The organism is Pseudomonas sp. TE3644, from assembly GCF_056278815.1.
On the sequence record NZ_JBWBQF010000001.1, the window covers coordinates 7,047,390 to 7,067,500 of the forward strand.

General features: G+C 62.9%; 22 protein-coding genes. 13 read left to right on the plus strand and 9 right to left on the minus strand.

From position 1 onward, the window contains the following. Positions 1–9 precede the first annotated feature (9 nt). The 9 genes from ACZ9GA_RS31460 to ACZ9GA_RS31500 all read left to right on the plus strand — a co-directional run bounded on the left by ACZ9GA_RS31460 (position 10) and on the right by ACZ9GA_RS31500 (position 8,613). Positions 10–834 carry an ABC transporter permease gene (locus ACZ9GA_RS31460; RefSeq protein ID WP_027980363.1) on the plus strand — a complete coding sequence of 275 codons (825 nt, stop codon included), beginning with the start codon at positions 10–12 and terminating at the stop codon, positions 832–834. 91 nt (positions 835–925) lie between these two features. Continuing rightward, the gene (locus ACZ9GA_RS31465; protein WP_457358193.1) at positions 926–2,074 is read left to right on the plus strand and encodes an iron-containing alcohol dehydrogenase; all 1,149 of its coding nucleotides are present in this window, start codon (positions 926–928) and stop codon (positions 2,072–2,074) included. Positions 2,075–2,259: 185 nt separating this feature from the next. Then, a complete protein-coding gene (gene rpe, locus ACZ9GA_RS31470; RefSeq protein ID WP_455921971.1) occupies positions 2,260–2,934 on the plus strand; it encodes a ribulose-phosphate 3-epimerase in 675 nt (224 codons plus the stop codon). Continuing rightward, positions 2,931–3,746, plus strand: a complete 816-nt coding sequence (locus ACZ9GA_RS31475; RefSeq protein WP_457358191.1) for a phosphoglycolate phosphatase — start codon at positions 2,931–2,933, stop codon at positions 3,744–3,746. Before rpe ends, ACZ9GA_RS31475 begins: the two co-directional genes overlap by 4 nt. 71 nt (positions 3,747–3,817) lie before the next feature. Beyond that, positions 3,818–5,308: an anthranilate synthase component I gene (gene trpE, locus ACZ9GA_RS31480; RefSeq protein ID WP_457358189.1), complete on the plus strand. Its 1,491-nt coding sequence runs from the start codon at positions 3,818–3,820 to the stop codon at positions 5,306–5,308. A gap of 11 nt (positions 5,309–5,319) precedes the next feature. Further along, on the plus strand, positions 5,320–5,919 hold the full coding sequence (locus ACZ9GA_RS31485) for an aminodeoxychorismate/anthranilate synthase component II (RefSeq protein ID WP_457358187.1): 600 nt from the start codon (positions 5,320–5,322) through the stop codon (positions 5,917–5,919). 9 nt (positions 5,920–5,928) lie between these two features. After that, a complete protein-coding gene (trpD, locus tag ACZ9GA_RS31490) occupies positions 5,929–6,978 on the plus strand; it encodes an anthranilate phosphoribosyltransferase (RefSeq protein WP_457358186.1) in 1,050 nt (349 codons plus the stop codon). Then, positions 6,975–7,790 (plus strand): indole-3-glycerol phosphate synthase TrpC, encoded by an 816-nt coding sequence (trpC, locus tag ACZ9GA_RS31495; RefSeq protein ID WP_457358184.1) that lies wholly within the window; start codon positions 6,975–6,977, stop codon positions 7,788–7,790. The genes trpD and trpC overlap by 4 nt, the downstream gene beginning before the upstream one ends. 118 nt (positions 7,791–7,908) lie before the next feature. Then, positions 7,909–8,613, plus strand: a complete 705-nt coding sequence (locus tag ACZ9GA_RS31500) for a lipoate--protein ligase family protein (protein WP_457358182.1) — start codon at positions 7,909–7,911, stop codon at positions 8,611–8,613. Here ACZ9GA_RS31500 and crp read toward each other — a convergent pair. Further along, positions 8,610–9,248 carry a cAMP-activated global transcriptional regulator CRP gene (gene crp, locus ACZ9GA_RS31505; protein ID WP_457358180.1) on the minus strand — a complete coding sequence of 213 codons (639 nt, stop codon included), beginning with the start codon at positions 9,246–9,248 and terminating at the stop codon, positions 8,610–8,612. The two genes, ACZ9GA_RS31500 and crp, sit on opposite strands and share 4 nt — an antisense overlap. Before the next feature lie 207 nt (positions 9,249–9,455). Between crp and ACZ9GA_RS31510 the strand changes: the two genes are divergently transcribed. Beyond that, positions 9,456–9,878 (plus strand): OsmC family protein, encoded by a 423-nt coding sequence (locus tag ACZ9GA_RS31510; protein ID WP_008365263.1) that lies wholly within the window; start codon positions 9,456–9,458, stop codon positions 9,876–9,878. A gap of 111 nt (positions 9,879–9,989) precedes the next feature. On the opposite strand, the gene coq7 is transcribed toward ACZ9GA_RS31510, so the two are convergent. From coq7 to hemJ, 6 genes are all read right to left on the minus strand, one after another. Next, the gene (coq7, locus tag ACZ9GA_RS31515; protein WP_457358177.1) at positions 9,990–10,637 is read right to left on the minus strand and encodes a 2-polyprenyl-3-methyl-6-methoxy-1,4-benzoquinone monooxygenase; all 648 of its coding nucleotides are present in this window, start codon (positions 10,635–10,637) and stop codon (positions 9,990–9,992) included. A 177-nt stretch (positions 10,638–10,814) separates the two neighbouring features. Further along, complete coding sequence (locus tag ACZ9GA_RS31520; RefSeq protein ID WP_027980374.1) at positions 10,815–11,153, minus strand: histidine triad nucleotide-binding protein; 339 nt, start codon at positions 11,151–11,153, stop codon at positions 10,815–10,817. A 191-nt stretch (positions 11,154–11,344) separates the two neighbouring features. After that, positions 11,345–12,118 (minus strand): SDR family NAD(P)-dependent oxidoreductase, encoded by a 774-nt coding sequence (locus ACZ9GA_RS31525; protein WP_457358175.1) that lies wholly within the window; start codon positions 12,116–12,118, stop codon positions 11,345–11,347. A 95-nt stretch (positions 12,119–12,213) separates the two neighbouring features. After that, a complete protein-coding gene (locus tag ACZ9GA_RS31530; RefSeq protein ID WP_457358173.1) occupies positions 12,214–12,999 on the minus strand; it encodes a DUF805 domain-containing protein in 786 nt (261 codons plus the stop codon). A 32-nt stretch (positions 13,000–13,031) separates the two neighbouring features. Then, complete coding sequence (locus ACZ9GA_RS31535) at positions 13,032–13,991, minus strand: NAD(P)H-dependent flavin oxidoreductase (RefSeq protein WP_457358171.1); 960 nt, start codon at positions 13,989–13,991, stop codon at positions 13,032–13,034. A gap of 30 nt (positions 13,992–14,021) precedes the next feature. Next, positions 14,022–14,447: a protoporphyrinogen oxidase HemJ gene (gene hemJ / locus ACZ9GA_RS31540; protein WP_457358169.1), complete on the minus strand. Its 426-nt coding sequence runs from the start codon at positions 14,445–14,447 to the stop codon at positions 14,022–14,024. A 140-nt stretch (positions 14,448–14,587) separates the two neighbouring features. Here hemJ and argC point away from each other — a divergent pair, with 140 nt between their 5' ends. Further along, positions 14,588–15,622 carry an N-acetyl-gamma-glutamyl-phosphate reductase gene (argC, locus tag ACZ9GA_RS31545; RefSeq protein WP_457358167.1) on the plus strand — a complete coding sequence of 345 codons (1,035 nt, stop codon included), beginning with the start codon at positions 14,588–14,590 and terminating at the stop codon, positions 15,620–15,622. A gap of 117 nt (positions 15,623–15,739) precedes the next feature. Next, positions 15,740–16,090, plus strand: coding sequence for an iron-sulfur cluster insertion protein ErpA (gene erpA / locus ACZ9GA_RS31550; protein ID WP_416427135.1), 351 nt, complete (start codon positions 15,740–15,742; stop codon positions 16,088–16,090). A 54-nt stretch (positions 16,091–16,144) separates the two neighbouring features. Here erpA and ACZ9GA_RS31555 read toward each other — a convergent pair whose 3' ends face one another. Together ACZ9GA_RS31555 and ACZ9GA_RS31560 are read right to left on the minus strand one after the other, a co-directional pair. Continuing rightward, positions 16,145–17,236 carry an anhydro-N-acetylmuramic acid kinase gene (locus tag ACZ9GA_RS31555; protein WP_457358165.1) on the minus strand — a complete coding sequence of 364 codons (1,092 nt, stop codon included), beginning with the start codon at positions 17,234–17,236 and terminating at the stop codon, positions 16,145–16,147. A 3-nt stretch (positions 17,237–17,239) separates the two neighbouring features. Further along, complete coding sequence (locus ACZ9GA_RS31560; protein WP_457358164.1) at positions 17,240–18,673, minus strand: peptidoglycan DD-metalloendopeptidase family protein; 1,434 nt, start codon at positions 18,671–18,673, stop codon at positions 17,240–17,242. A gap of 211 nt (positions 18,674–18,884) precedes the next feature. Here ACZ9GA_RS31560 and tyrS point away from each other — a divergent pair, with 211 nt between their 5' ends. Then, positions 18,885–20,084 (plus strand): tyrosine--tRNA ligase, encoded by a 1,200-nt coding sequence (gene tyrS / locus ACZ9GA_RS31565; protein WP_027980382.1) that lies wholly within the window; start codon positions 18,885–18,887, stop codon positions 20,082–20,084. Positions 20,085–20,111: the final 27 nt, after the last annotated feature.

A 20,111-nucleotide genomic window follows, 5' to 3' on the forward strand; every position in this document is an offset into this window, starting at 1 on the left:
GAATAGAAAATGCTGAGCCCTTACATGTCGCCCATCGAGCGGGTGTGGTTCTACAGCCTGCGCATCCTGTGCGGTCTGATCCTGCTGTTCCTGATATTGCCGGTGCTGGTCATCGTGCCGCTGTCGTTCAACGCCGGCAGCTTCCTGGTGTACCCGTTGCAGGGTTTCTCGCTGCACTGGTACCAGGACTTCTTTGCTTCGCCCGAGTGGATGCGCGCGCTCACCAACAGCATCATCGTGGCCCCGGCGGCCACGGTGCTGGCCATGGTGTTCGGCACGCTGGCGGCCATCGGCCTGACCCGCGGCGACTTTCCCGGCAAGTCGCTGGTGATGGCCCTGGTGATCTCGCCGATGGTGGTGCCAGTGGTGATCATCGGCGTGGCCAGCTACCTGTTCTTTGCCCCGCTGGGCCTGGGCAACAGCTTCACCTCGCTGATTGTGGTGCACGCGGTGCTGGGCGTGCCTTTCGTGATCATCACCGTGTCGGCAACCCTGCAGGGCTTCAACCACAACCTGGTGCGCGCTGCCGCCAGTTTGGGGGCTTCGCCGATCACTGCGTTCCGCCGGGTGACCTTGCCGTTGATCGCCCCCGGGGTGATCAGCGGGGCGCTGTTTGCCTTCGCCACCTCGTTCGACGAGGTGGTGGTGACGCTGTTCCTGGCCGGCCCCGAGCAGGCGACGCTGCCCCGGCAGATGTTCAGCGGCATCCGCGAAAACCTCAGCCCCACCATTGCTGCGGCCGCCACCTTGCTGATCGCATTCTCTGTCGTGCTGCTGCTCACCCTGGAATGGCTGCGGGGCCGCAGCGAGAAACTGCGTACCGCCCAGGCCTGATCCCGCACCATCACCCCGGCCAATGATGCTTGGTTGGCCGGGGATGTTGGCTAGTCTGAATGCAGCCCATGTCCGGAAACAGGCCGCCTTCATGACCCTCTCTGCCTTCAAGATCGCCAACCGCCTGCTCACCGGCGCTGGCGCCATCGAGCAACTGGATGGCGAACTCACCCGCCTCGATGTGCATAACCCGCTGATCGTCACCGACGCCATCCTGGTGCAGTCCGGCACCGTCGCCCTGGCGCTGGCGCAACTGGGCGGGCGCCGCCATGGGATCTTCGATAGGGTGCAACCCGAGCCCGAGATCGCGATTGTCGAGGATTGCATGCAGGCCTACCGTGACGGCGGCCATGACGGCCTGATCGGGGTAGGGGGCGGCAGCGCCATCGATATCGCCAAGAGCGTCGCCGCATATGCCGGGCATGACGGGCCGCTGGCGGCGCTGTTCGGCGTGGGGCTGGTCAAGCGCAAGGGGCCGCCGCTGATTGCCATCCCGACCACGGCCGGCACGGGGTCGGAGGTGACCAACGTGGCGATCCTTTCCGACAAGGCTGCGCACCTCAAGAAAGGTATCGTCAGTGATTTCCTGCTGCCCGACGTGGCGCTGGTCAGCCCGCAGATGACCCTGACCTGCCCGCGCAGCGTCACGGCGGCCAGTGGGGTGGATGCCTTGGTGCATGCCATCGAATCGTATATCTCGGTCAATGCCTCGCCCATCACCGATTCGCTGGCGCTGGGTGCCATCAAGCTGATCGTGCGGGCGTTGCCCAAGGCCTATGCCAACCCCCAGAACCTGCAAGCGCGCGAAGACATGGCCACGGCGAGCCTGATGGCCGGCATGGCTTTCGGCAATGCCGGGGTGGGGGCGGTGCATGCGTTGGCGTATCCGCTGGGTGGGCAGTTCAATATCGCCCATGGGGTGAGCAATGCCTTGTTGCTGCCGTATGTGATGGCGTGGAACAAGCTGGCGTGCATGGAGCGGTTTCGCGATATTGCCGTGGCGATGGGGTTGCAGGTGGGCGCGTTGTCGGATCAGGACGCAGCCGATGCGGCGGTGCAGGCCATGGTGCAACTGTGTGCGGCGGTAGAGATACCCAAGGGGATGCGCAGTTTTGGCGTGCCGGAAGAGGCGATTCCTGAGATGGCGAAGGAGGCCTGCGGGATTGATCGCCTGATGCGCAACAATCCGCGCAAGCTCAGCGCCAAGGATATCGAGCAGATCTACCGAAGCGCCTATTGACCTGTAGCCGCTGCCGCCAGGCTGCGCTGGCCCTGACCTTCACTGCATATCTCCAGTGCAGTGGGAGGGCCAGCGCAGCCTGACGGCAGCGGCTACAGTCCTGGACATTACCCAGCGGCCAACCCCATCCCCTTCGGCTGATGTACAATGCGCGCCACCGTGATTCCAGCCCAGAAAGGTGCGTCATGCAGCCCTTTGCAATTGCTCCGTCCATCCTCTCCGCAGATTTCGCCCGTCTGGGCGAGGAAGTCGACAATGTCTTGGCCGCTGGCGCCGACATCGTCCACTTCGATGTCATGGACAACCATTACGTCCCCAACCTCACCATCGGCCCGATGGTCTGCGCCGCGTTGCGCAAGTACGGCATCACCGCACCCATCGACGCGCACCTGATGGTCAGCCCTGTGGACCGCATCATCGGCGACTTTGCCGAGGCCGGTGCCAGCTTCATCACCTTCCACCCGGAAGCCACCCTGCACGTCGATCGTTCCCTGCAACTGATCCGTGACGGCGGCTGCAAGGCCGGCCTGGTGTTCAACCCGGCCACGCCCCTGGACGTGCTCAAGTACGTGATGGACAAGGTCGACATGATCTTGCTGATGAGCGTCAACCCAGGCTTCGGCGGCCAGAAGTTCATCCCTGGCACCCTCGACAAGCTGCGCGAAGCCCGCGCGCTGATCGACGCCAGTGGCCGTGATATCCGCCTGGAAATCGACGGCGGCGTCAACGTCAACAACATCCGCGAAATCGCCGCCGCTGGCGCCGACACCTTCGTGGCCGGCTCGGCGATCTTCAACGCGCCGAACTACAAGGAAGTCATCGACAAGATGCGCTCCGAATTGGCGCTGGCCCGTTCATGAGCGGCTTCGAGCAGCTGTTTCCGGGCAAGCTGCCACGCCTGGTGATGTTCGATCTGGACGGTACCCTGATCGATTCCGTCCCGGACCTGGCAGCCGCCCTGGACACTACGCTGCTCAAGCTGGGCCGTGCCCCGGCCGGCCTTGAGGCCGCCCGCACCTACGTCGGCAACGGCGCCCGGGTGCTGGTGCGCCGCGGCCTGGCCGGTGGCATGGACCACGCGGCCGTGGGCGAGGCCCAGACCGACGAGGCGCTGGCGCTGTTCATGGACGCCTACGCCAGCGGCCATGAGCTGACCACCGTCTACCCCGGCGTGCGCGAAAGCCTGAAATGGCTGCAGAAGCGCGGCGTGGAGATGGCGCTGATCACCAACAAGCCGGAACAATTCGTGGCGCCCCTGCTGGATGAACTCAAGCTGGGGCGTTTCTTCAAGTGGATCATCGGCGGTGACACGCTGCCCCAGCAGAAGCCCGACCCTGCGGCGCTGCTGTTCGTGATGAAGATGGCCGGGGCCTCGCCGGCCGACTCGCTGTTTGTCGGCGATTCGCGCAGCGACGTGCTGGCCGCCAAGGCCGCCGGCGTACCCTGCGTGGCCTTGAGCTACGGCTACAACCATGGCCGGCCCATCGCCGAGGAGTCCCCGGCAATGGTTATCGACAATCTAAGCGGGCTGATCAGTTGCTTAGATCCGGCGGCTGAGATAACGTTGGGGGCTATCACACCTCCTTCTCGCAGAGATTCCATCGTGGTGGTCACTCGCAAACTCTGGATGAAAGTCATCAAGGCCCTGGCCCGTTGGCGTTGGCGCGCCTGACTTTTACCTGGCCGGCCCTGCCGGCGCGTTTGCATACCTGACCGTTAGTCCCTCATGCCACGAGGCTGATCATGATCCGCGAAGAATTCCTGCGCTTGGCCGCTGCCGGCTACAACCGCATTCCGCTTGCCCGCGAAACCCTGGCTGACTTCGACACCCCGCTGTCGATCTACCTGAAACTGGCCGACGCGCCCAACTCCTACTTGCTGGAGTCGGTGCAGGGCGGCGAGAAGTGGGGCCGCTATTCGATCATCGGCCTGCCGTGCCGCACCGTGCTGCGCGTGCATGACCACCAAGTGATCATTACCCGTGACGGTGTCGAAGTGGAGCGTCATGACCACGTCGAAGACCCGCTGGATTTCGTCGAGACCTTCAAGGCCCGCTACAACGTACCGACCATCCCCGGCCTGCCGCGCTTCAACGGTGGCCTGGTGGGTTATTTCGGTTACGACTGCGTGCGCTATGTCGAGAAACGCTTGGGCAAGTGCCCCAATCCCGACCCTATCGGCGTGCCTGACATCCTGCTGATGGTGTCCGATGCCGTGGTGGTGTTCGACAACCTGGCGGGCAAGATGCACGCCATCGTGCTGGCCGACCCGGCCCAGGCCGATGCGTTCGAGCAAGGCCAGGCGCAACTCGATGAGTTGATGGAAAAGCTGCGCCAGCCGATTACCCCGCGTCGTGGCCTGGAGCTCGACCGTCCGCCCGCGGCCGAGCCTGAATTCCGTTCCAGCTTCACCCAGGAAGACTTCGAACGTGGTGTCGACACCATCAAGGAGTACATCCTGGCCGGCGACTGCATGCAGGTGGTGCCGTCCCAGCGCATGTCCATTGCCTTCAAGGCCGCGCCCATCGATCTGTACCGGGCGCTGCGCTGCTTCAACCCGACCCCGTACATGTACTTCTTCAACTTTGGCGATTTCCACGTGGTGGGCAGCTCGCCGGAAGTGCTGGTGCGGGTGGAAGACAACGAAATCACCGTGCGCCCCATCGCCGGTACCCGCCCACGCGGTGCCAACGAAGAGGCCGACCTGGCGCTGGAGCAGGACCTGCTCAGCGACAAGAAGGAGTTGGCCGAACACCTGATGCTCATCGACCTGGGCCGCAACGATACCGGGCGCGTGTCCGAGATCGGTTCGGTGAAGCTCACCGAGAGGATGGTGATCGAGCGTTATTCCAATGTGATGCACATCGTGTCGAACGTCACCGGCCAGTTGAAAAGCGGCCTGACCGCCATGGACGCCCTGCGCGCCATCCTGCCGGCCGGTACCTTGTCCGGGGCGCCGAAGATTCGCGCCATGGAAATCATCGATGAGCTGGAGCCGGTCAAACGCGGCGTGTATGGCGGCGCGGTGGGCTACTTTGCCTGGAACGGCAACATGGATACGGCCATTGCCATTCGCACGGCCGTGATCAAGGGCGGTGAACTGCACGTACAGGCGGGGGCGGGTATCGTCGCCGACTCGGTGCCGGCCCTGGAGTGGGAGGAAACCCTGAACAAGCGCCGCGCAATGTTCCGCGCTGTGGCGCTGGCCGAACAAACCTCCCCGAAAGACGCCTGAGGAAGCAGACCATGTTGCTGATGATCGACAATTACGACTCTTTTACCTACAACGTCGTGCAGTACCTCGGTGAGCTGGGCGCGGACGTGAAGGTGGTGCGCAACGACGAGGTGAGCATCGCCGACATCGAGGCCATGAACCCCGAACGCATCGTGGTATCGCCTGGCCCGTGCACGCCGAGCGAGGCGGGTATCTCCATCGAGGCCATCCTGCACTTTGCCGGCAAGCTGCCGATCCTGGGCGTATGCCTGGGCCACCAGTCCATCGGCCAGGCCTTCGGCGGTGACGTGGTGCGCGCCCGCGTGGCCATGCACGGCAAGACCAGCCCACTGGTACACGAAGACAAAGGTGTGTTCGAAGGGCTGAACCACCCGCTGACCGTCACCCGCTATCACTCGCTGGTGGTCAAGCGTGAAACCTTGCCCGACTGCCTGGAGCTGACCGCCTGGACCGCCAACGATGACGGTTCGGTGGACGAGATCATGGGCCTGCGCCACAAGACGCTGAACGTCGAAGGCGTGCAGTTCCACCCCGAGTCGATTCTCTCCGAGCAGGGCCACGAGCTGTTCGCCAACTTTCTCAAGCAGACCGGCGGCACTCGTCAGGGCTAAGGAGCCATCATGGATATCAAGAACGCCCTGAACCGCATCGTCGGTCAGCTGGATCTGACCACCGATGAGATGCGCGACGTAATGCGCGACATCATGACCGGGCAGTGCACCGAGGCGCAGATCGGCGCCTTTCTGATGGGCATGCGCATGAAGAGCGAGAGCATCGACGAGATCGTCGGCGCCGTCTCGGTGATGCGCGAGCTGGCACACACGGTTGAACTCAAGACCCTGGACGGCGTGGTCGACATCGTCGGTACTGGCGGCGACGGCGCCAACATCTTCAACGTGTCCACCGCCTCGTCGTTTGTCATCGCGGCGGCCGGCTGCACCGTGGCCAAACACGGCAACCGCGCGGTATCGGGCAAGAGCGGCAGTGCCGACCTGCTGGAAACCGCCGGTGTGTACCTGAACCTGACCCCCGTGCAGGTAGCGCGTTGCATCGACAGCGTGGGCATCGGCTTCATGTTTGCCCAGGCCCATCATGGTGCCATGAAACATGCCGCCGGCCCGCGCCGCGAGCTGGGCCTGCGCACCCTGTTCAATATGGTCGGCCCGCTGACCAACCCGGCGGGCGTCAAGCACCAGGTGGTCGGCGTGTTCAACCGCGCCCTGTGCCGCCCGTTGGCCGAAGTGTTGCACCGTCTTGGCAGCAAGCACGTGTTGGTGGTGCATTCCAAGGACGGGCTGGACGAGTTCAGCCTGGCAGCACCCACCTACGTGGCGGAGCTGAGGAGGGGGGAAATCACCGAGTATTGGGTGGAGCCCGAAGACCTGGGCATCAAGAGCCAGAGCCTGCACGGCCTGTCGGTGGAAAGCCCGCAGGCGTCCCTGGAACTGATCCGCGATGCCCTGGGCAAGCGCAAAACCGAAAACGGCCAGAAGGCCGCCGAGATGATCATCCTCAATGCCGGCGCTGCCCTGTATGCCGCAGACCACGCCTCTTCCCTGAAAGAAGGCGTGGCCTTGGCCCACGACGCGCTGCACACCGGGCTGGCCCGCGAAAAACTCGAAGAGCTGGGCGCCTTTACCGCCGTATTCAAGCAGGAGAATGAAGGATGAGTGTGCCGACGGTTCTGGAAAAGATTCTGGCGCGCAAGGCTGAGGAAGTTGCCGAACGCCTGCAACGCGTCAGCTTCGCCGAGCTTGAGCGCCTGGCCGCTGCCGCCGATGCCCCGCGTGGTTTCGCCAAGGCACTGATCGACCAGGCCGCCACCAAGCAGCCGGCGGTGATTGCCGAAATCAAGAAGGCTTCGCCGAGCAAGGGCGTGATCCGCGAGCACTTCGTGCCTGCCGACATCGCGCAGAGCTACGAGAAGGGCGGGGCGACCTGCCTGTCGGTACTCACCGACATCGACTACTTCCAGGGTGCTGACGCCTACCTGCAGCAAGCGCGCGCCGCGTGCAGCCTGCCGGTGATCCGCAAGGATTTCATGGTCGACCCGTACCAGATCGTCGAGTCGCGTGCCCTGGGTGCCGACTGCGTGCTGCTGATCGTGGCGGCGCTGGACGACGTGAAGATGGCCGAGCTGGAAGCCGCTGCCTTTGGCGTGGGCCTGGACGTGCTGATCGAAGTGCACAACGGTGAGGAGCTGGAGCGCGCACTCAAGCACCTGAAGTCGCCGTTGCTGGGTGTGAACAACCGCAACCTGCACAACTTCGAAGTCAGCCTGGAAAACACCCTGGACCTGCTGCCGCTGATCCCGCGTGAGCGCCTGGTGGTGACCGAGAGCGGCATCCTCAACCGTGCCGATGTGGAACTGATGGAAATCAGCGAAGTGTATTCGTTCCTGGTGGGTGAGGCGTTCATGCGTGCCGAGAGCCCGGGTGATGAGCTGCAGCGCCTGTTCTTCCCCGAGCGCGTACAGGCCTGATTGCAACCGTTCTGAACCGCGTCGTCTGCATCGCGGCCAAGGCCGGCTCCTACACCGTCCGTGGTTGGCCGCGATGCACCCGACGCGGCCTGGCGGCCACTGCTACAGAGGGTTTGCGATGAGTACTGTGCTACAACTCGACACCCAATCCGGCCTTCAGGCCGAACAAGACCTGCTGGCCGCCGTCTGTCGCGGCGAACAGCCTGACGGCCTGCTGTTCTGGCAGTCCACAGACCAGACCCTGGTCATGCCCCGCCGCCTTAATCGCCAACCCGCCTTCGAGTCCGCCTGCGCCGTTTCAGCCGCAGCCGGCTGGCCCGTGCTGCTGCGCGAAACCGGCGGCGAACCGGTGCCGCAATCTGCCGCGACCATCAACGTGGCGCTGGTGTACGTTGCCCCGCGCAGCGAAGGCGATCAAAACCGGATCGAAACGGCCTACCAACGGTTGTGCCAGCCGCTTTGCGACATGGTCACCGCGCTGGGTGGTGAGGCTTCATTGGGGGAGGTGCCCGGTGCTTTCTGCGATGGCCGCTACAACGTCAATATCGACGGCCGCAAATGGGTCGGTACCGCCCAGCGCTGGCGCCAGGGCCTGAGCGGCACGCGGCCTGTGGTGTTGGTGCATGGGGCGATGCTGATGGAAAACCAGCGCGAGTCCATGGTGGCAGCGGTCAACCGCTTCAATCAGGCGTGCGAGTTGCCTCAGCGCTGCGAGGCCAGCAGCCATGTCGGTTTGCATGAGCGCTTTGTAGCGCCGCGGCTGATTGAAAACCTGTACCTGGCCTACGGCCAATTGCTGGCCGACATCCGCAGCAAGGATTAACGGGTACCGTAGACCACCATGGTCTTGCCCTTGACGTTGACCAGGTTGCGCTCTTCCAGATCCTTCAGCACTCGCCCCACCATTTCCCGCGAACAGCCTACGATGCGGCCGATTTCCTGACGGGTGATCTTGATCTGCATGCCATCGGGATGGGTCATGGCATCCGGCTGTTTGCACAGCTCCAGCAGGCAGCGGGCAACGCGCCCGGTCACGTCGAAGAAGGCCAGGTCACCGACCTTGCGGGTGGTGTCACGCAGGCGCTGGGCCATCTGGCAACCCAGGGCGAACATGATTTCGGGGTGCTGCAGCGCGACTTCGCGGAATTTCCCGTAGCTGATTTCCGCCACCTCGCACTCGGTCTTGGCCCTTACCCAGGCACTGCGCTCGTGGCCGTGGGCAGGCGACTCGAACAAACCCAGTTCGCCGAAGAAGTCCCCGGCGTTGAGGTAGGCGAGGATCATCTCGCGGCCGTCATCATCCTCGATCAGGATAGTGACCGAGCCCCTGATGATGTACGACAGGGTGTCCGAATGATCGCCCGCACAGATGATGTTGCTCTTGGCCCCATAGCGGCGGCGCTGGCAATGAGCCAGGAGTTTATCGATGTTCTGTATAGGCGGCGTGAGGGCGACCATGTCTGAATCCCGGGGCAAGACGATCAACGGCAAATGATGGTTAGAGTGCTGGCGCAGCGCCAGTGATTTGGCGCCAGCTTATCAGACGCTCGTTTTATGTATCAGAGAATTTACTAATCACCTTATCGGCAGGCAAGCGCCGGGCTACAGGGCTTATTCGTAGTGCTGTGCTAAGCTGGCCGCCTTTTTTACAGTGGAGTCCTGGTGATGAAGGCACGTATCCAGTGGGCAGGCGAAGCCATGTTCCTCGGCGAATCGGGCAGCGGTCATGTGGTGGTGATGGACGGCCCGCCCGAGAGCGGCGGTCGAAACCTGGGCGTGCGCCCCATGGAAATGCTGTTGCTGGGCCTGGGCGGCTGCAGCAACTTTGACGTGGTCAGCATCCTGAAGAAGTCGCGTCAGCCGGTGGAAAGCTGCGAAGCGTTCCTGGAAGCCGAGCGCGCCACTGAAGACCCCAAGGTATTCACCAAGATCCACCTGCATTTCGTGGTCAAGGGCCGTGGCTTGAAAGAAGCCCAGGTCAAGCGCGCCGTCGAACTGTCGGCAGAGAAGTACTGCTCGGCCTCGATCATGCTGGGCCGCGCAGGCGTGGAAATTACCCACGACTACGAAATCATCGAGCTGGGCTAAGCATCACCAATACCTGTAGCCGCTGCCGCCAGGCTGCGCTGGCCCCTGTGTTCACTGGAGATATCCAGCGTAGATGAGGGCCAGCGCAGCCTGGCGGCAGCGGCTACGGTTTCAGATGCGGTAGGTGCTTTTGGTCATGACCTTGGCCAGCACACTCATGCCGAACCGCACCGGTGCCGGAAAGCGGAAACCACCGGCATCCAGCGCCGAATCGGCATGCTGCTCTTCATCCACGCGCATCTGTTCCAGAATGGCGCGAGACTTCTCGTCCTCCACCGGCAACTGTTCCAGGTGCTCGTCCAGGTGCTTGCACACCTGATGCTCCGTGGCGGCCACGAACCCCAGGCTGACACGATCACTGATCAGCCCGGCCATGGCGCCGATGCCGAACGACATGCCGTAGAACAACGGGTTGAGCACGCTGGGGTGGCTGCCCAATTGACGGATGCGTTGTTCGCACCAGGCCAGGTGGTCCACTTCTTCCTCGGCGGCATGCTCCATCGCCTTGCGTACCTGCGGCAGCTTGGCGGTCAGGGCCTGGCCCTGATACAGCGCCTGGGCGCACACTTCACCGGTGTGGTTGATGCGCATCAGGCCGGCCACATGGCGGGTTTCGTCATCACTGAGTTTAGGGTCCGGCTGGACAATGGCCGGGGACGGCCGCGACGGCTGGCCGCTGAAAGGCAGCAGCGTGCGCATGGCCGTGTCGGCCTGCAGCAGCAGTCGGTCGAGGGGGGAGTAGTGACGTTCGGTAGCCATTGGGCACCTCCGGATAGAATCACGGGGTGCAGTTTAACCCAAAATACCGTGCCAGAGCCTGCGGTTAGTCAACACACCTGTAGCCGCTGCCGCCAGGCTGCGCTGGCCCTGGTGTCCACTGGAGACATCCAGCGTAGATGAGGGCCAGCGCAGCCTGACGGCAGCGGCTACATGGGATCAGCCCGGCGGCCAGTGCATCTGGCGTTGTCCCAGCACATGCATATGAATGTGATAAACGGTCTGCCCGCCCAATTCATTGCAGTTCATCACCACGCGGAAACCTTCCTCGCAGCCCAGCTCCTTGGCCAGCCGCTGTGCGGTGAACAGAATATGACCGGCCAGGCCCTTGTCTTCCTCGGTGAGGTCGTTGAGGGTGCGGATGGGCTTCTTCGGGATCACCAGGAAATGCACCGGTGCCTGGGGCGCGATATCGTGGAAGGCCAGTACCTGGTCGTCCTCGTAGATGATCTTGGCAGGGATTTCCCTGTTGATGATCTTGGTGAACAGAGTATCCACAACGGTTGCTCCATGTTTGACGTCGGGCTTGAGTGTACTCAGGCCTGCCTGCTTCGCCCAGCATTTTGCATGAGGGTGTTGCCTGCGCATTGGCACTGTGGGAGCGGGCTCTGCCCGCGAAGAGGGCGCCATGGTGTTTCAGCTAATTCGCGGTGTTCTTTTCGCGGGTAGAACCCGCTCCCACAGGGTGCTCAGCGGGGGCGGTAGGCGCGGTTGATGGCGCCGGTGATCTTGCGCACCAGCCAGCGCGAGCCCAGCCGGGCGCCATAGGTCAGCAGGCGATTGCGGCGCCCGGGGATGATCACTGCACGGTTGCGCGCTAATGCCCGCACCGTGAACAGCGCCACTTCCTCAGGGCTGAGCACGCGCTGGCTGTCGGCCAGGCGTTCGATCACCCGTCGCGACGAGCGCACCGGCCCTGGGCACAATACCGAGACCTTGACCCCGGACTGGCGCAGTTCCTCGCGCAACCCTTCGGAAAAACTCAGCACGTAGGCCTTGCTGGCGGCATAGCTGCTCATCCATGGCCCCGGCTGGAAGGCCGCCAGGGAGGCAACGTTGAGGATCTGCCCGCCACCCTGCACCGCCATGGCATTGCCGATCACATGGCACAGCCGCGCCAAGGCCAGGATATTAACCTCGATAAGATCCTGTTCCTGCATCCAGTCCTGCGCCAGGAAATGCCCGTACGAACGCAGGCCCGCGCAGTTGATCAGCAGGTCAATGTGACGGCTGCTCTCTTCGAGTTCCATCAACAACCCGGACAACCGCAGCGGTTCGCTCAAATCGCAGGCGCGGAACAGCACCTCCACGCCGAAGCGTTGAGTCAGTTCGGTGGCCACAGCTTCCAGTGCGTCGCGCTGGCGGGCAACCAGAATCAGGTTGCGGCCACGCCGGGCGAGGGCTTCGGCCAGCGCAAGGCCCAGCCCTCTGGATGCGCCAGTGATCATGGCGTAACGGGTCATGCAGTTCTCCATACGAACGCCCCTGGCCACGACTCGTCAATGAGGCGGGCGCAGAGGGGGCGCTAGTCTACAGCGGGAGAGGCCGTTGTGCCGAGTCAGATTGCCTGGGAGTGGCGGGCTACCGAGGCGAAACCGCCCAGCAGGCCGGCCATGAACACCAGCGCCAGGAAAGCGACCCACAGCCAGGCCAGCACTTTTACCGCGGTGCTGTTGGGTGGGGCAGGCGGCCCGTATTGATTGACCCCGGGGTTGCCCGGCACGGCCATCACCACAAACGGAAACACACTGCCCACGAACGGCACCAGGTTGAGCAGCCACATCCAGCCGGTCCAGCCGGCGTCATGCAGGCGTTGCACGCTGATTTGCACGTTCATGGTGATGAAGGCCGCGACGGCGATGGCGCCCAGGCCAATGGCCAAGGGCTTTGAGACGGCGGCCAGGGCGAGGCAGATAAACATCGCCGCACACGCGCCCAGTGTCAGGGCCATGGACCAGCCCAGGTAGCGCACCCGGCCGATTCGCCCCTGCACGGTCATGACCTTCAGCGGGCCATAAATCGCTACCTGCGGCGCAACCTGCGATTGTGGCGGCGCATAGGGTGAAAAGGGCTGCTCGACGGGCTCGACCTTTTCCAGGCTCAGCTCAACCTGGGCTTCTTCTTCAAGGCGAGCATCGACGCCAGCCTGATGCAAAGCCGCGAGGTATTTTTGCGCGGCATCCGCGGCAAGATTGCGCTTGAGGGCAACCTTGCGGCCGGTAAACAGTTTTTCCACGGCCAGCGAATCGCTTTTGAACAGCTGGGCGAGGTTGGCCTTGGCGGTTTCCAGGTCGACCCCCGGCAAGGGGCTGCCTTCGAAGACGATCTTGAACAGTGTTGTCATGTGGGCGTCCTTGTCGTTTGAGCGGGGCCGGTTCAACGCGGCCAATAATCGGGAAGGCGAGTGGCCAGTACCAGCGCCTTGCGGTATTCGTGGTCCAGTCGCCCAATCAGTTCATCGGCGGTAGGCACGTCTTCTATACCCCCAACCCCCTGGCCTGCCGACCAAATGGTTTTCCACGCCTTGGCTTCGTCATCGATGGGCTTGAGTTTGGCTTGCGCACCGGCGGCGGCCAGCGTGGCCAGGTCAAAGCCGGCCTCCTCAAGGCTGCGGCGCATGAAGCTTGCCGGTACCCCCGATACCGCTGGGGTGTGAATGATGTCGGCAGCGCGGGAAGCCAGCACCATGTCTTTGTAGGCCTGCGGTGCATGGCTTTCCTGGCAGGCAATAAAGCGTGTGCCCAGGTAGGCCAGGTCAGCCCCCAGCAGTTGTGCGGCGAGAATCTCGCGCCCGTGGTTGATGCACCCGGCCAGCAGTAGGGTCTTGTCGAAAAACTGCCGGATCTCGGCCACCAGGGCGAACGGGCTCCAGGTGCCGGCATGCCCACCGGCGCCGGCAGCGACTGCGATCAGGCCATCGACGCCTACCTGTGCCGCCTTTTCGGCATGCCTGCGGGTAGTCACGTCATGAAACACCAGGCCGCCATAGCTGTGCACGGCGTCCACCACCTCCTTGGCGGCGCCCAGGCTTGTGATGATGATCGGCACTTTGTGCTCGATGCAGATGGCCAGATCCGCTTCCACGCGCGGGTTGCTGCTGTGCACGATCAGGTTGACCGCGTACGGCGCTGGCTTCTCGAGCGTGGCCAGGCCTGCTTCGATTTCTTCCAGCCACTGCTTGAAGCCTGCACTGTCACGCTGGTTCAGCGCCGGGAAGCTGCCGACGATGCCGTTGCGGCAGCAGGCCAGCACCAGTTGCGGGTTGGAGATCAGAAACATCGGGGCTGCCACCACCGGCAGACGCAGGCGTTGGTCCAGCAATGGGGGCAGTGACATGACGGTTCTCGCTTCAGTGGTGGGTTAATGTCAGAACGGTTTGACCACGACCAGAATTACGATAGCCAGCAAAAACAGAACGGGAACTTCGTTGAACCAGCGATAAAAGACATGAGAGCGGGTGTTTTCGCCACGGGCAAAGCGTTTCACCTGGGCGCCGCACATATGATGGTAGCCAATCAGCAGAAACACGAAGGTCAGTTTGGCGTGCAGCCAGCCTTGGCTCAGGTAGCCGGGGATCAGGTAAACCAGCCAGGCGCCGAACACCAGGGTGGCGATCATCGACGGGCCCATGATGCCGCGGTACAGCTTGCGCTCCATCACCATGAAGCGTTGCTTGCTGACGTCGTCCTCGCTGCTGGCGTGGTAGACGAACAGGCGGGGCAGGTAAAACAGGCCGGCAAACCAGCAGACCATGCTGATGATGTGCAGCGCTTTGATCCATAGATAGAGCATTTTCTTGGGATTCCAGGTTCACGGTAGCGCCGATAGTAGTTCCCCTTGCTGCCGCACGTCACCTCAACGGTTGTTAGCAGATGCTCTGGGCCCGTATTATCAGCGGTTTCCTAGTCGGTTCGTTGAAAAGGGGCAGGTATATGGTCAAGGTCGGTATCGTCGGCGGCACGGGTTACACCGGGGTCGAACTGCTGCGTCTGTTGGCATCGCATCCGCAGGCAGAAGTCGCGGTCATCACCTCGCGTTCCGAGGCGGGCACGTCGGTGGCTGACATGTACCCCAACCTGCGCGGTCACTACGACAACCTGTGTTTCAGCGTGCCGGACACCAAGACCCTGGGCGCCTGTGACGTAGTGTTCTTCGCCACCCCGCACGGTGTTGCCCATTCCCTCGCCGGTGAACTGCTGGCGGCCGGCACCAAGGTCATCGACCTGTCGGCTGACTTCCGCCTGCAGGACGCCGAAGAATGGGCCAAATGGTATGGTCAGCCGCACGGCGCCCCCGAGCTGCTGAAAGACGCGGTATACGGCCTGCCCGAGGTCAACCGCGAGCAAATCCGCAATGCCCGCCTGATCGCCGTGCCGGGTTGCTACCCGACCGCTACCCAGTTGGGCTTCCTGCCATTGCTGGAAGCGGGCCTGGCCGACGCCTCGCGCCTGATCGCCGACTGCAAGTCGGGTGTCAGCGGCGCCGGTCGCGGTGCTGCCGTGGGTTCGCTGTTCTGCGAGTCCGGCGAAAGCATGAAGGCCTACTCGGTCAAGGGGCACCGTCACCTGCCGGAAATCACCCAGGGGCTGCGCCGCGCCGCTGGCGGTGACGTAGGCCTGACCTTCGTGCCGCACCTGACGCCGATGATCCGCGGTATTCACTCCACCCTGTATGCAACCGTCGTGGACAAGGCCGTGGACCTGCAGGCGCTGTTCGAGAAGCGTTACGCCGACGAGCCGTTCGTCGACGTCATGCCGGCCGGCAGCCACCCGGAAACCCGCAGCGTGCGCGGTGCCAACGTCTGCCGTATCGCCGTGCACCGTCCACAGGGCGGTGACCTGGTGGTAGTACTGTCGGTAATCGACAACCTGGTCAAGGGTGCGTCGGGCCAGGCGGTGCAGAACCTCAATATCCTCTTCGGCCTCGATGAGCGCCTGGGCCTGTCCCACGCGGGCATGCTGCCGTAAATGCCACGGCCGGCGCCTTGTGCGCCGGCCAGCGCACAATTGTTGACCCTTTTTCTGGGAGAAGCGGATAATGGCGCCATTACGTTTTATGGCGGCTTACGCCGGGAGAGAGTCAGCATGAGCGTCGAATCCTTCACACCCACGGCTTTGCAATTCACCCACGGTGCTGCGCACAAGGTGAAGAGCCTGGTCGATGAAGAAGGCAATGAGCGTCTGAAACTGCGGGTTTTCGTGACCGGTGGCGGTTGCTCGGGCTTCCAGTACGGCTTCACCTTCGATGAAGATGTGGCCGAAGATGACACCATCGTCGAGCGCGAAGGCGTAAGCCTGGTGGTCGATCCGATGAGCTTCCAGTACCTGGCAGGCGCGGAAGTGGACTACCAGGAAGGTCTGGAAGGCTCGCGTTTCGTGATCAACAACCCCAACGCTTCCACTACCTGCGGTTGCGGTCAGTCGTTCTCGATCTGACGGTTGTGCAATGAAAAACGCCGCGTTCATACGCGGCGTTTTGCTTTCTGCGATTCAGGCGGGGTAGATCGCCCCGAGCACCCGTAGCCCCCGTGCCCCGGTGACGCTGGGGCGGTTGGCAGAGATGCCCTCCAGGCAGCAGCGGGCCAACCAGGCGAATGCCATGGCTTCAACCCAGTCCGGGTCCACGCCATGGCTGGCGGTGCTGTCGACGCGGGTCTGGGGCAGCAACTGCGCCAGGCGGGCCATCAGCGTCTGATTGTGCACGCCGCCGCCGCAGACCAACAGCTCATCAGTCTGTGGCTGCGCCTGGCGCAGGGAGTCGACGATGCTGCGGGCGCTGAGCTCCAGCAGCGTCGCTTGTACGTCGGCGTCGGTGATGCTTGGCAGACGGGCCAGATGCGCCTGCAGCCAGGGCAGGTTGAACACTTCGCGACCGGTGCTCTTGGGGCCGGTACCGGCGAAGAACGGATCGCTCAGCAGTGAGGCCAGCAGTGCAGGATGTACCTGGCCGGTGGCGGCCCAGGCGCCATCGCGATCGTAGTCCAGGCCTTGGCGCAGGTTGATCCAGGCGTCCAGCAACACGTTGCCAGGGCCGCAATCGAAACCGCTGACGGGCTTGTCCGGCTCGATCAGGCTCAGGTTGCTGAAGCCGCCCACGTTCAATACCGCCAGATGATGGCCTGGGGTGGTGAACAGCGAGTCGTGGAAGGCGGGTACCAAGGGGGCGCCCTGGCCACCGGCTGCCACGTCACGGCGACGGAAGTCGGCCACGGTGGTGATGCCGGTCAGCTCTGCCAGCAGCGCCGGGTTGCCGATCTGGATAGTGAAACCGCGTGCAGGCTCATGGCGCACGGTCTGGCCGTGGCTGCCGATGGCGCGGATATCCGCGACCGTCAGGCCTTGCTCCTGCAGCAGGGCATGGATGCCCTCGGCGGCCAGCGTAGCCCACTGGTTCTCCGCCAGCGCTGCCCGGGCAATCTCGTCCGGGCCGCTGGCACACAGAGCCAGCAGGTCGCCGCGCAGCTTGGGCGGCATCGGCACATAGTGGCTGGCCACAAGGCGCAGGGAAGCGCCTTGTTCCACCAGTGCAATGTCCAGCCCGTCCAGGCTGGTTCCGGACATCACGCCGATATAGAGGGCCATGACTTATTTCTTGCTCGCAACCATGGTGGATTTCTCCTGGTCCATCTGTGCCATCAGGGGTTGAGCGACCTGCATGAAGCGGGCCTTCTCGTTCTTGGCGATCGGGTCGGCCATGGGCAGTTTCTGGCCCAGGGGGTCGACGTGTACGCCGTTGACCTGGAACTCGTAGTGCACGTGCGGGCCGGTAGAAAGGCCAGTAGTACCAATGTAGCCGATAACCTGGCCCTGCTTGACCGCCGAGCCGGCATGAATGCCCTTGGCGAAGCCCTGCATGTGCCCGTAGAGGGTCTTGTAGGTCTTGCCGTGGGCGATGATCACGGTGTTGCCGTAACCGCCGCGACGCCCGGCCAACTCGACCTTGCCGTCACCGGTGGCCTTGATTGGCGTGCCGCGCGGGGCCGCGTAGTCCACGCCCTGGTGCGCGCGGATCTTGTTCAGGATGGGGTGGAAACGGCCTACCGAGAAGCGCGAACTGATGCGGGCGAAGTCCACCGGCGAGCGCACGAAGGCCTTGCGCATGCTGTTGCCTTCGGCGGTGTAGTAGTTGGTGGTGCCCTGTTTGCTGGTGTAGCGCACGGCGGTGTAGGTCTTGCCGCGGTTGGTGAAGCGGGCGGCGAGGATGTTGCCGGTACCGATCACCTTGCCGTTGAGCACCTTCTGTTCGTACATCACGTCGAAGACGTCGCCCTGGCGGATGTCCTGGGCGAAGTCGACGTCGTAGTTGAAGATGTTGACCAGGTCCATCACTTGATTGTGGGACAGACCGGCGCGCTGGCCGGACAGCGACAGCGAGTTCTTGATCACGCCGTGGGCATAGGCCTCGCGCGTGGTCGGCTTGATCACGTCGCGGTTGAAGGCAAAGCCTTTGGCGCCGCGTACCAGGCGGATGGTCTCGGTGTTGCTGAGCTTGGTGTGTAGGCTGGTCAGCTGGCCTTCGGGGCTGATTTCGAACTCCAGCACCTGGCCGTTCTTGAGTTGGGCGAACTGCTTGGCCTGCTTGTCGCTGGACATTACTTCCTGGGCGGCGGTGGCGGGCAGGCCGGCCTCTTCGAACAGCTTGGACAGGGTGTCGCCCCTGCGCACGGTCACTTCGCGGTGGCCAGGGGCTTTCTTGTCGCTGTCATCGGCCTTGGCGACCGGTGCCGGTGTGGCGGCGTCTGCGGTGTTGCTGTCCTGATCGTCTTCGTTGTCGATGTGCGCGAAAGGCGCCTGCACGGCTTCCTGTTCACCCAGGTCGGTGGACGGGGCGTCCTGCTGGGCCTGCTTGAGCTGGTCGGCCGGGGTCTGCATCTCCAGGGGGGCGGAGGTGCGTTTGGCCTCTACTTCGCTGGAGGGAAACACCAGCAGGGCAAGGCTGAGAAGGGCGGCGATGCCGCTGGCAGCCAGTAGATGACTCTTCGGATAAAGCGGGGGCGCTTTAGGCGGTTCAGTGGTCATAGGTAATTTTGACTTTGAAAAAAGATGAAATGGAATAGATGAATGACATGATAAAGATGAAATAACTGTATAAAATATAACCAAATCCTTTCCAAAGCAAGCTCGCAGACGCCTCGACCCGCAGCTGGGGTCACATGCAAGCCAAAAACTTGTATTTGGTGCCTGATCTTGTATGTTGGTCCTCTTTGAATCTTTGCCTTGCGGGTTGGTTATGAAGTCGGTTGAAGAGCAGCTAGCGCTGATCAAACGTGGTGCGGAAGAGGTACTGGTCGAGTCCGAACTGGTCGAGAAGCTCAAGCGTGGCGAGCCGCTGCGCATCAAGGCTGGCTTCGACCCGACGGCGCCTGACCTGCACCTGGGCCACACCGTGCTTATTAATAAGCTGCGCCAGTTCCAGGAGCTGGGGCATCACGTGATCTTCCTGATCGGGGATTTCACCGGCCTGATCGGCGACCCAAGCGGCAAGAGCGCTACCCGTCCGCCGCTGACCCGCGAGCAGGTACTGGCCAACGCCGAAACCTACAAGGCCCAGGTATTCAAGATCCTCGACCCGGCCAAGACCGAGGTGGCATTCAACTCCACCTGGATGGACGCCATGAGCCCGGCCGACTTCATCCGCCTGTCGTCGCAGTACACCGTGGCGCGCATGCTGGAGCGCGATGACTTCGACAAGCGCTACAAGTCCAACCAGTCCATCGCTATCCACGAGTTCCTGTACCCGCTGGTGCAGGGCTACGACTCCGTTGCCTTGAAGGCCGACGTGGAGTTGGGCGGTACCGACCAGAAGTTCAACCTGCTGATGGGTCGCGAGTTGCAGCGCGCCTATGGCCAGGAAGCGCAGAACATCGTGACCATGCCGTTGCTGGAAGGTCTGGATGGCGTGAAGAAGATGTCCAAGTCCCTGGGCAACTATGTAGGTATCCAGGAAGCGCCGGGCGTGATGTACAGCAAGCTGGTGTCCATCCCGGATGCGCTGATGTGGCGTTACTTCGAGCTGTTGAGCTTCCGCTCGATGGACGAGATCAACGGCTTCAAGGCTGACGTCGAGGCTGGCGCCAACCCGCGTGACATCAAGATCAAGCTGGCTGAAGAGATTGTTGCTCGTTTCCATGGCGAGGAAGCGGCTGCCAACGCGCACCGTGGCGCGGGTAACCGTATGAAGGATGGCGAGCTGCCGGATGATCTGCCTGAGGTTGAGGTGACTGCTGCTGAGGATATGCCGATTGCTGCCATTCTGAACCAGGCCGGCCTGGTGAAGAACTCGGCGGCTGCTCGCGACCTGTTGTCGGCGGGTAGTGTGCGTATTGATGGTGAGGTGGTTGATCGTGGGTTTGTCTTTGCCGTGGGGGCGACGCATGTCTGCCAGGCGGGGAAGAAGGCGTTTGCGCGGATTACCTTGAAACAGGGGTGATTGGCGGGTGTAGGTGGTAGCTATATA

Bases quoted from the DNA above. Each gene is read 5' to 3' on its own strand.
- ACZ9GA_RS31535 (WP_457358171.1), bottom strand. From the start codon at position 13,991: ATGTCACTGCCCCCATTGCTGGACCAACGCCTGCGTCTGCCGGTGGTG.
- ACZ9GA_RS31465 (WP_457358193.1), top strand. From the start codon at position 926: ATGACCCTCTCTGCCTTCAAGATCGCCAACCGCCTGCTCACCGGCGCT.
- ACZ9GA_RS31510 (WP_008365263.1), top strand. From the start codon at position 9,456: ATGAAGGCACGTATCCAGTGGGCAGGCGAAGCCATGTTCCTCGGCGAA.
- crp (WP_457358180.1), bottom strand. From the start codon at position 9,248: ATGGTCGCCCTCACGCCGCCTATACAGAACATCGATAAACTCCTGGCT.
- coq7 (WP_457358177.1), bottom strand. From the start codon at position 10,637: ATGGCTACCGAACGTCACTACTCCCCCCTCGACCGACTGCTGCTGCAG.
- hemJ (WP_457358169.1), bottom strand. From the start codon at position 14,447: ATGCTCTATCTATGGATCAAAGCGCTGCACATCATCAGCATGGTCTGC.
- trpD (WP_457358186.1), top strand. From the start codon at position 5,929: ATGGATATCAAGAACGCCCTGAACCGCATCGTCGGTCAGCTGGATCTG.
- ACZ9GA_RS31530 (WP_457358173.1), bottom strand. From the start codon at position 12,999: ATGACAACACTGTTCAAGATCGTCTTCGAAGGCAGCCCCTTGCCGGGG.
- ACZ9GA_RS31555 (WP_457358165.1), bottom strand. From the start codon at position 17,236: ATGGCCCTCTATATCGGCGTGATGTCCGGAACCAGCCTGGACGGGCTG.
- tyrS (WP_027980382.1), top strand. From the start codon at position 18,885: ATGAAGTCGGTTGAAGAGCAGCTAGCGCTGATCAAACGTGGTGCGGAA.
- ACZ9GA_RS31525 (WP_457358175.1), bottom strand. From the start codon at position 12,118: ATGACCCGTTACGCCATGATCACTGGCGCATCCAGAGGGCTGGGCCTT.
- ACZ9GA_RS31500 (WP_457358182.1), top strand. From the start codon at position 7,909: ATGAGTACTGTGCTACAACTCGACACCCAATCCGGCCTTCAGGCCGAA.
- ACZ9GA_RS31475 (WP_457358191.1), top strand. From the start codon at position 2,931: ATGAGCGGCTTCGAGCAGCTGTTTCCGGGCAAGCTGCCACGCCTGGTG.
- trpE (WP_457358189.1), top strand. From the start codon at position 3,818: ATGATCCGCGAAGAATTCCTGCGCTTGGCCGCTGCCGGCTACAACCGC.
- rpe (WP_455921971.1), top strand. From the start codon at position 2,260: ATGCAGCCCTTTGCAATTGCTCCGTCCATCCTCTCCGCAGATTTCGCC.
- ACZ9GA_RS31485 (WP_457358187.1), top strand. From the start codon at position 5,320: ATGTTGCTGATGATCGACAATTACGACTCTTTTACCTACAACGTCGTG.
- ACZ9GA_RS31560 (WP_457358164.1), bottom strand. From the start codon at position 18,673: ATGACCACTGAACCGCCTAAAGCGCCCCCGCTTTATCCGAAGAGTCAT.
- ACZ9GA_RS31460 (WP_027980363.1), top strand. From the start codon at position 10: ATGCTGAGCCCTTACATGTCGCCCATCGAGCGGGTGTGGTTCTACAGC.
- erpA (WP_416427135.1), top strand. From the start codon at position 15,740: ATGAGCGTCGAATCCTTCACACCCACGGCTTTGCAATTCACCCACGGT.
- argC (WP_457358167.1), top strand. From the start codon at position 14,588: ATGGTCAAGGTCGGTATCGTCGGCGGCACGGGTTACACCGGGGTCGAA.
- trpC (WP_457358184.1), top strand. From the start codon at position 6,975: ATGAGTGTGCCGACGGTTCTGGAAAAGATTCTGGCGCGCAAGGCTGAG.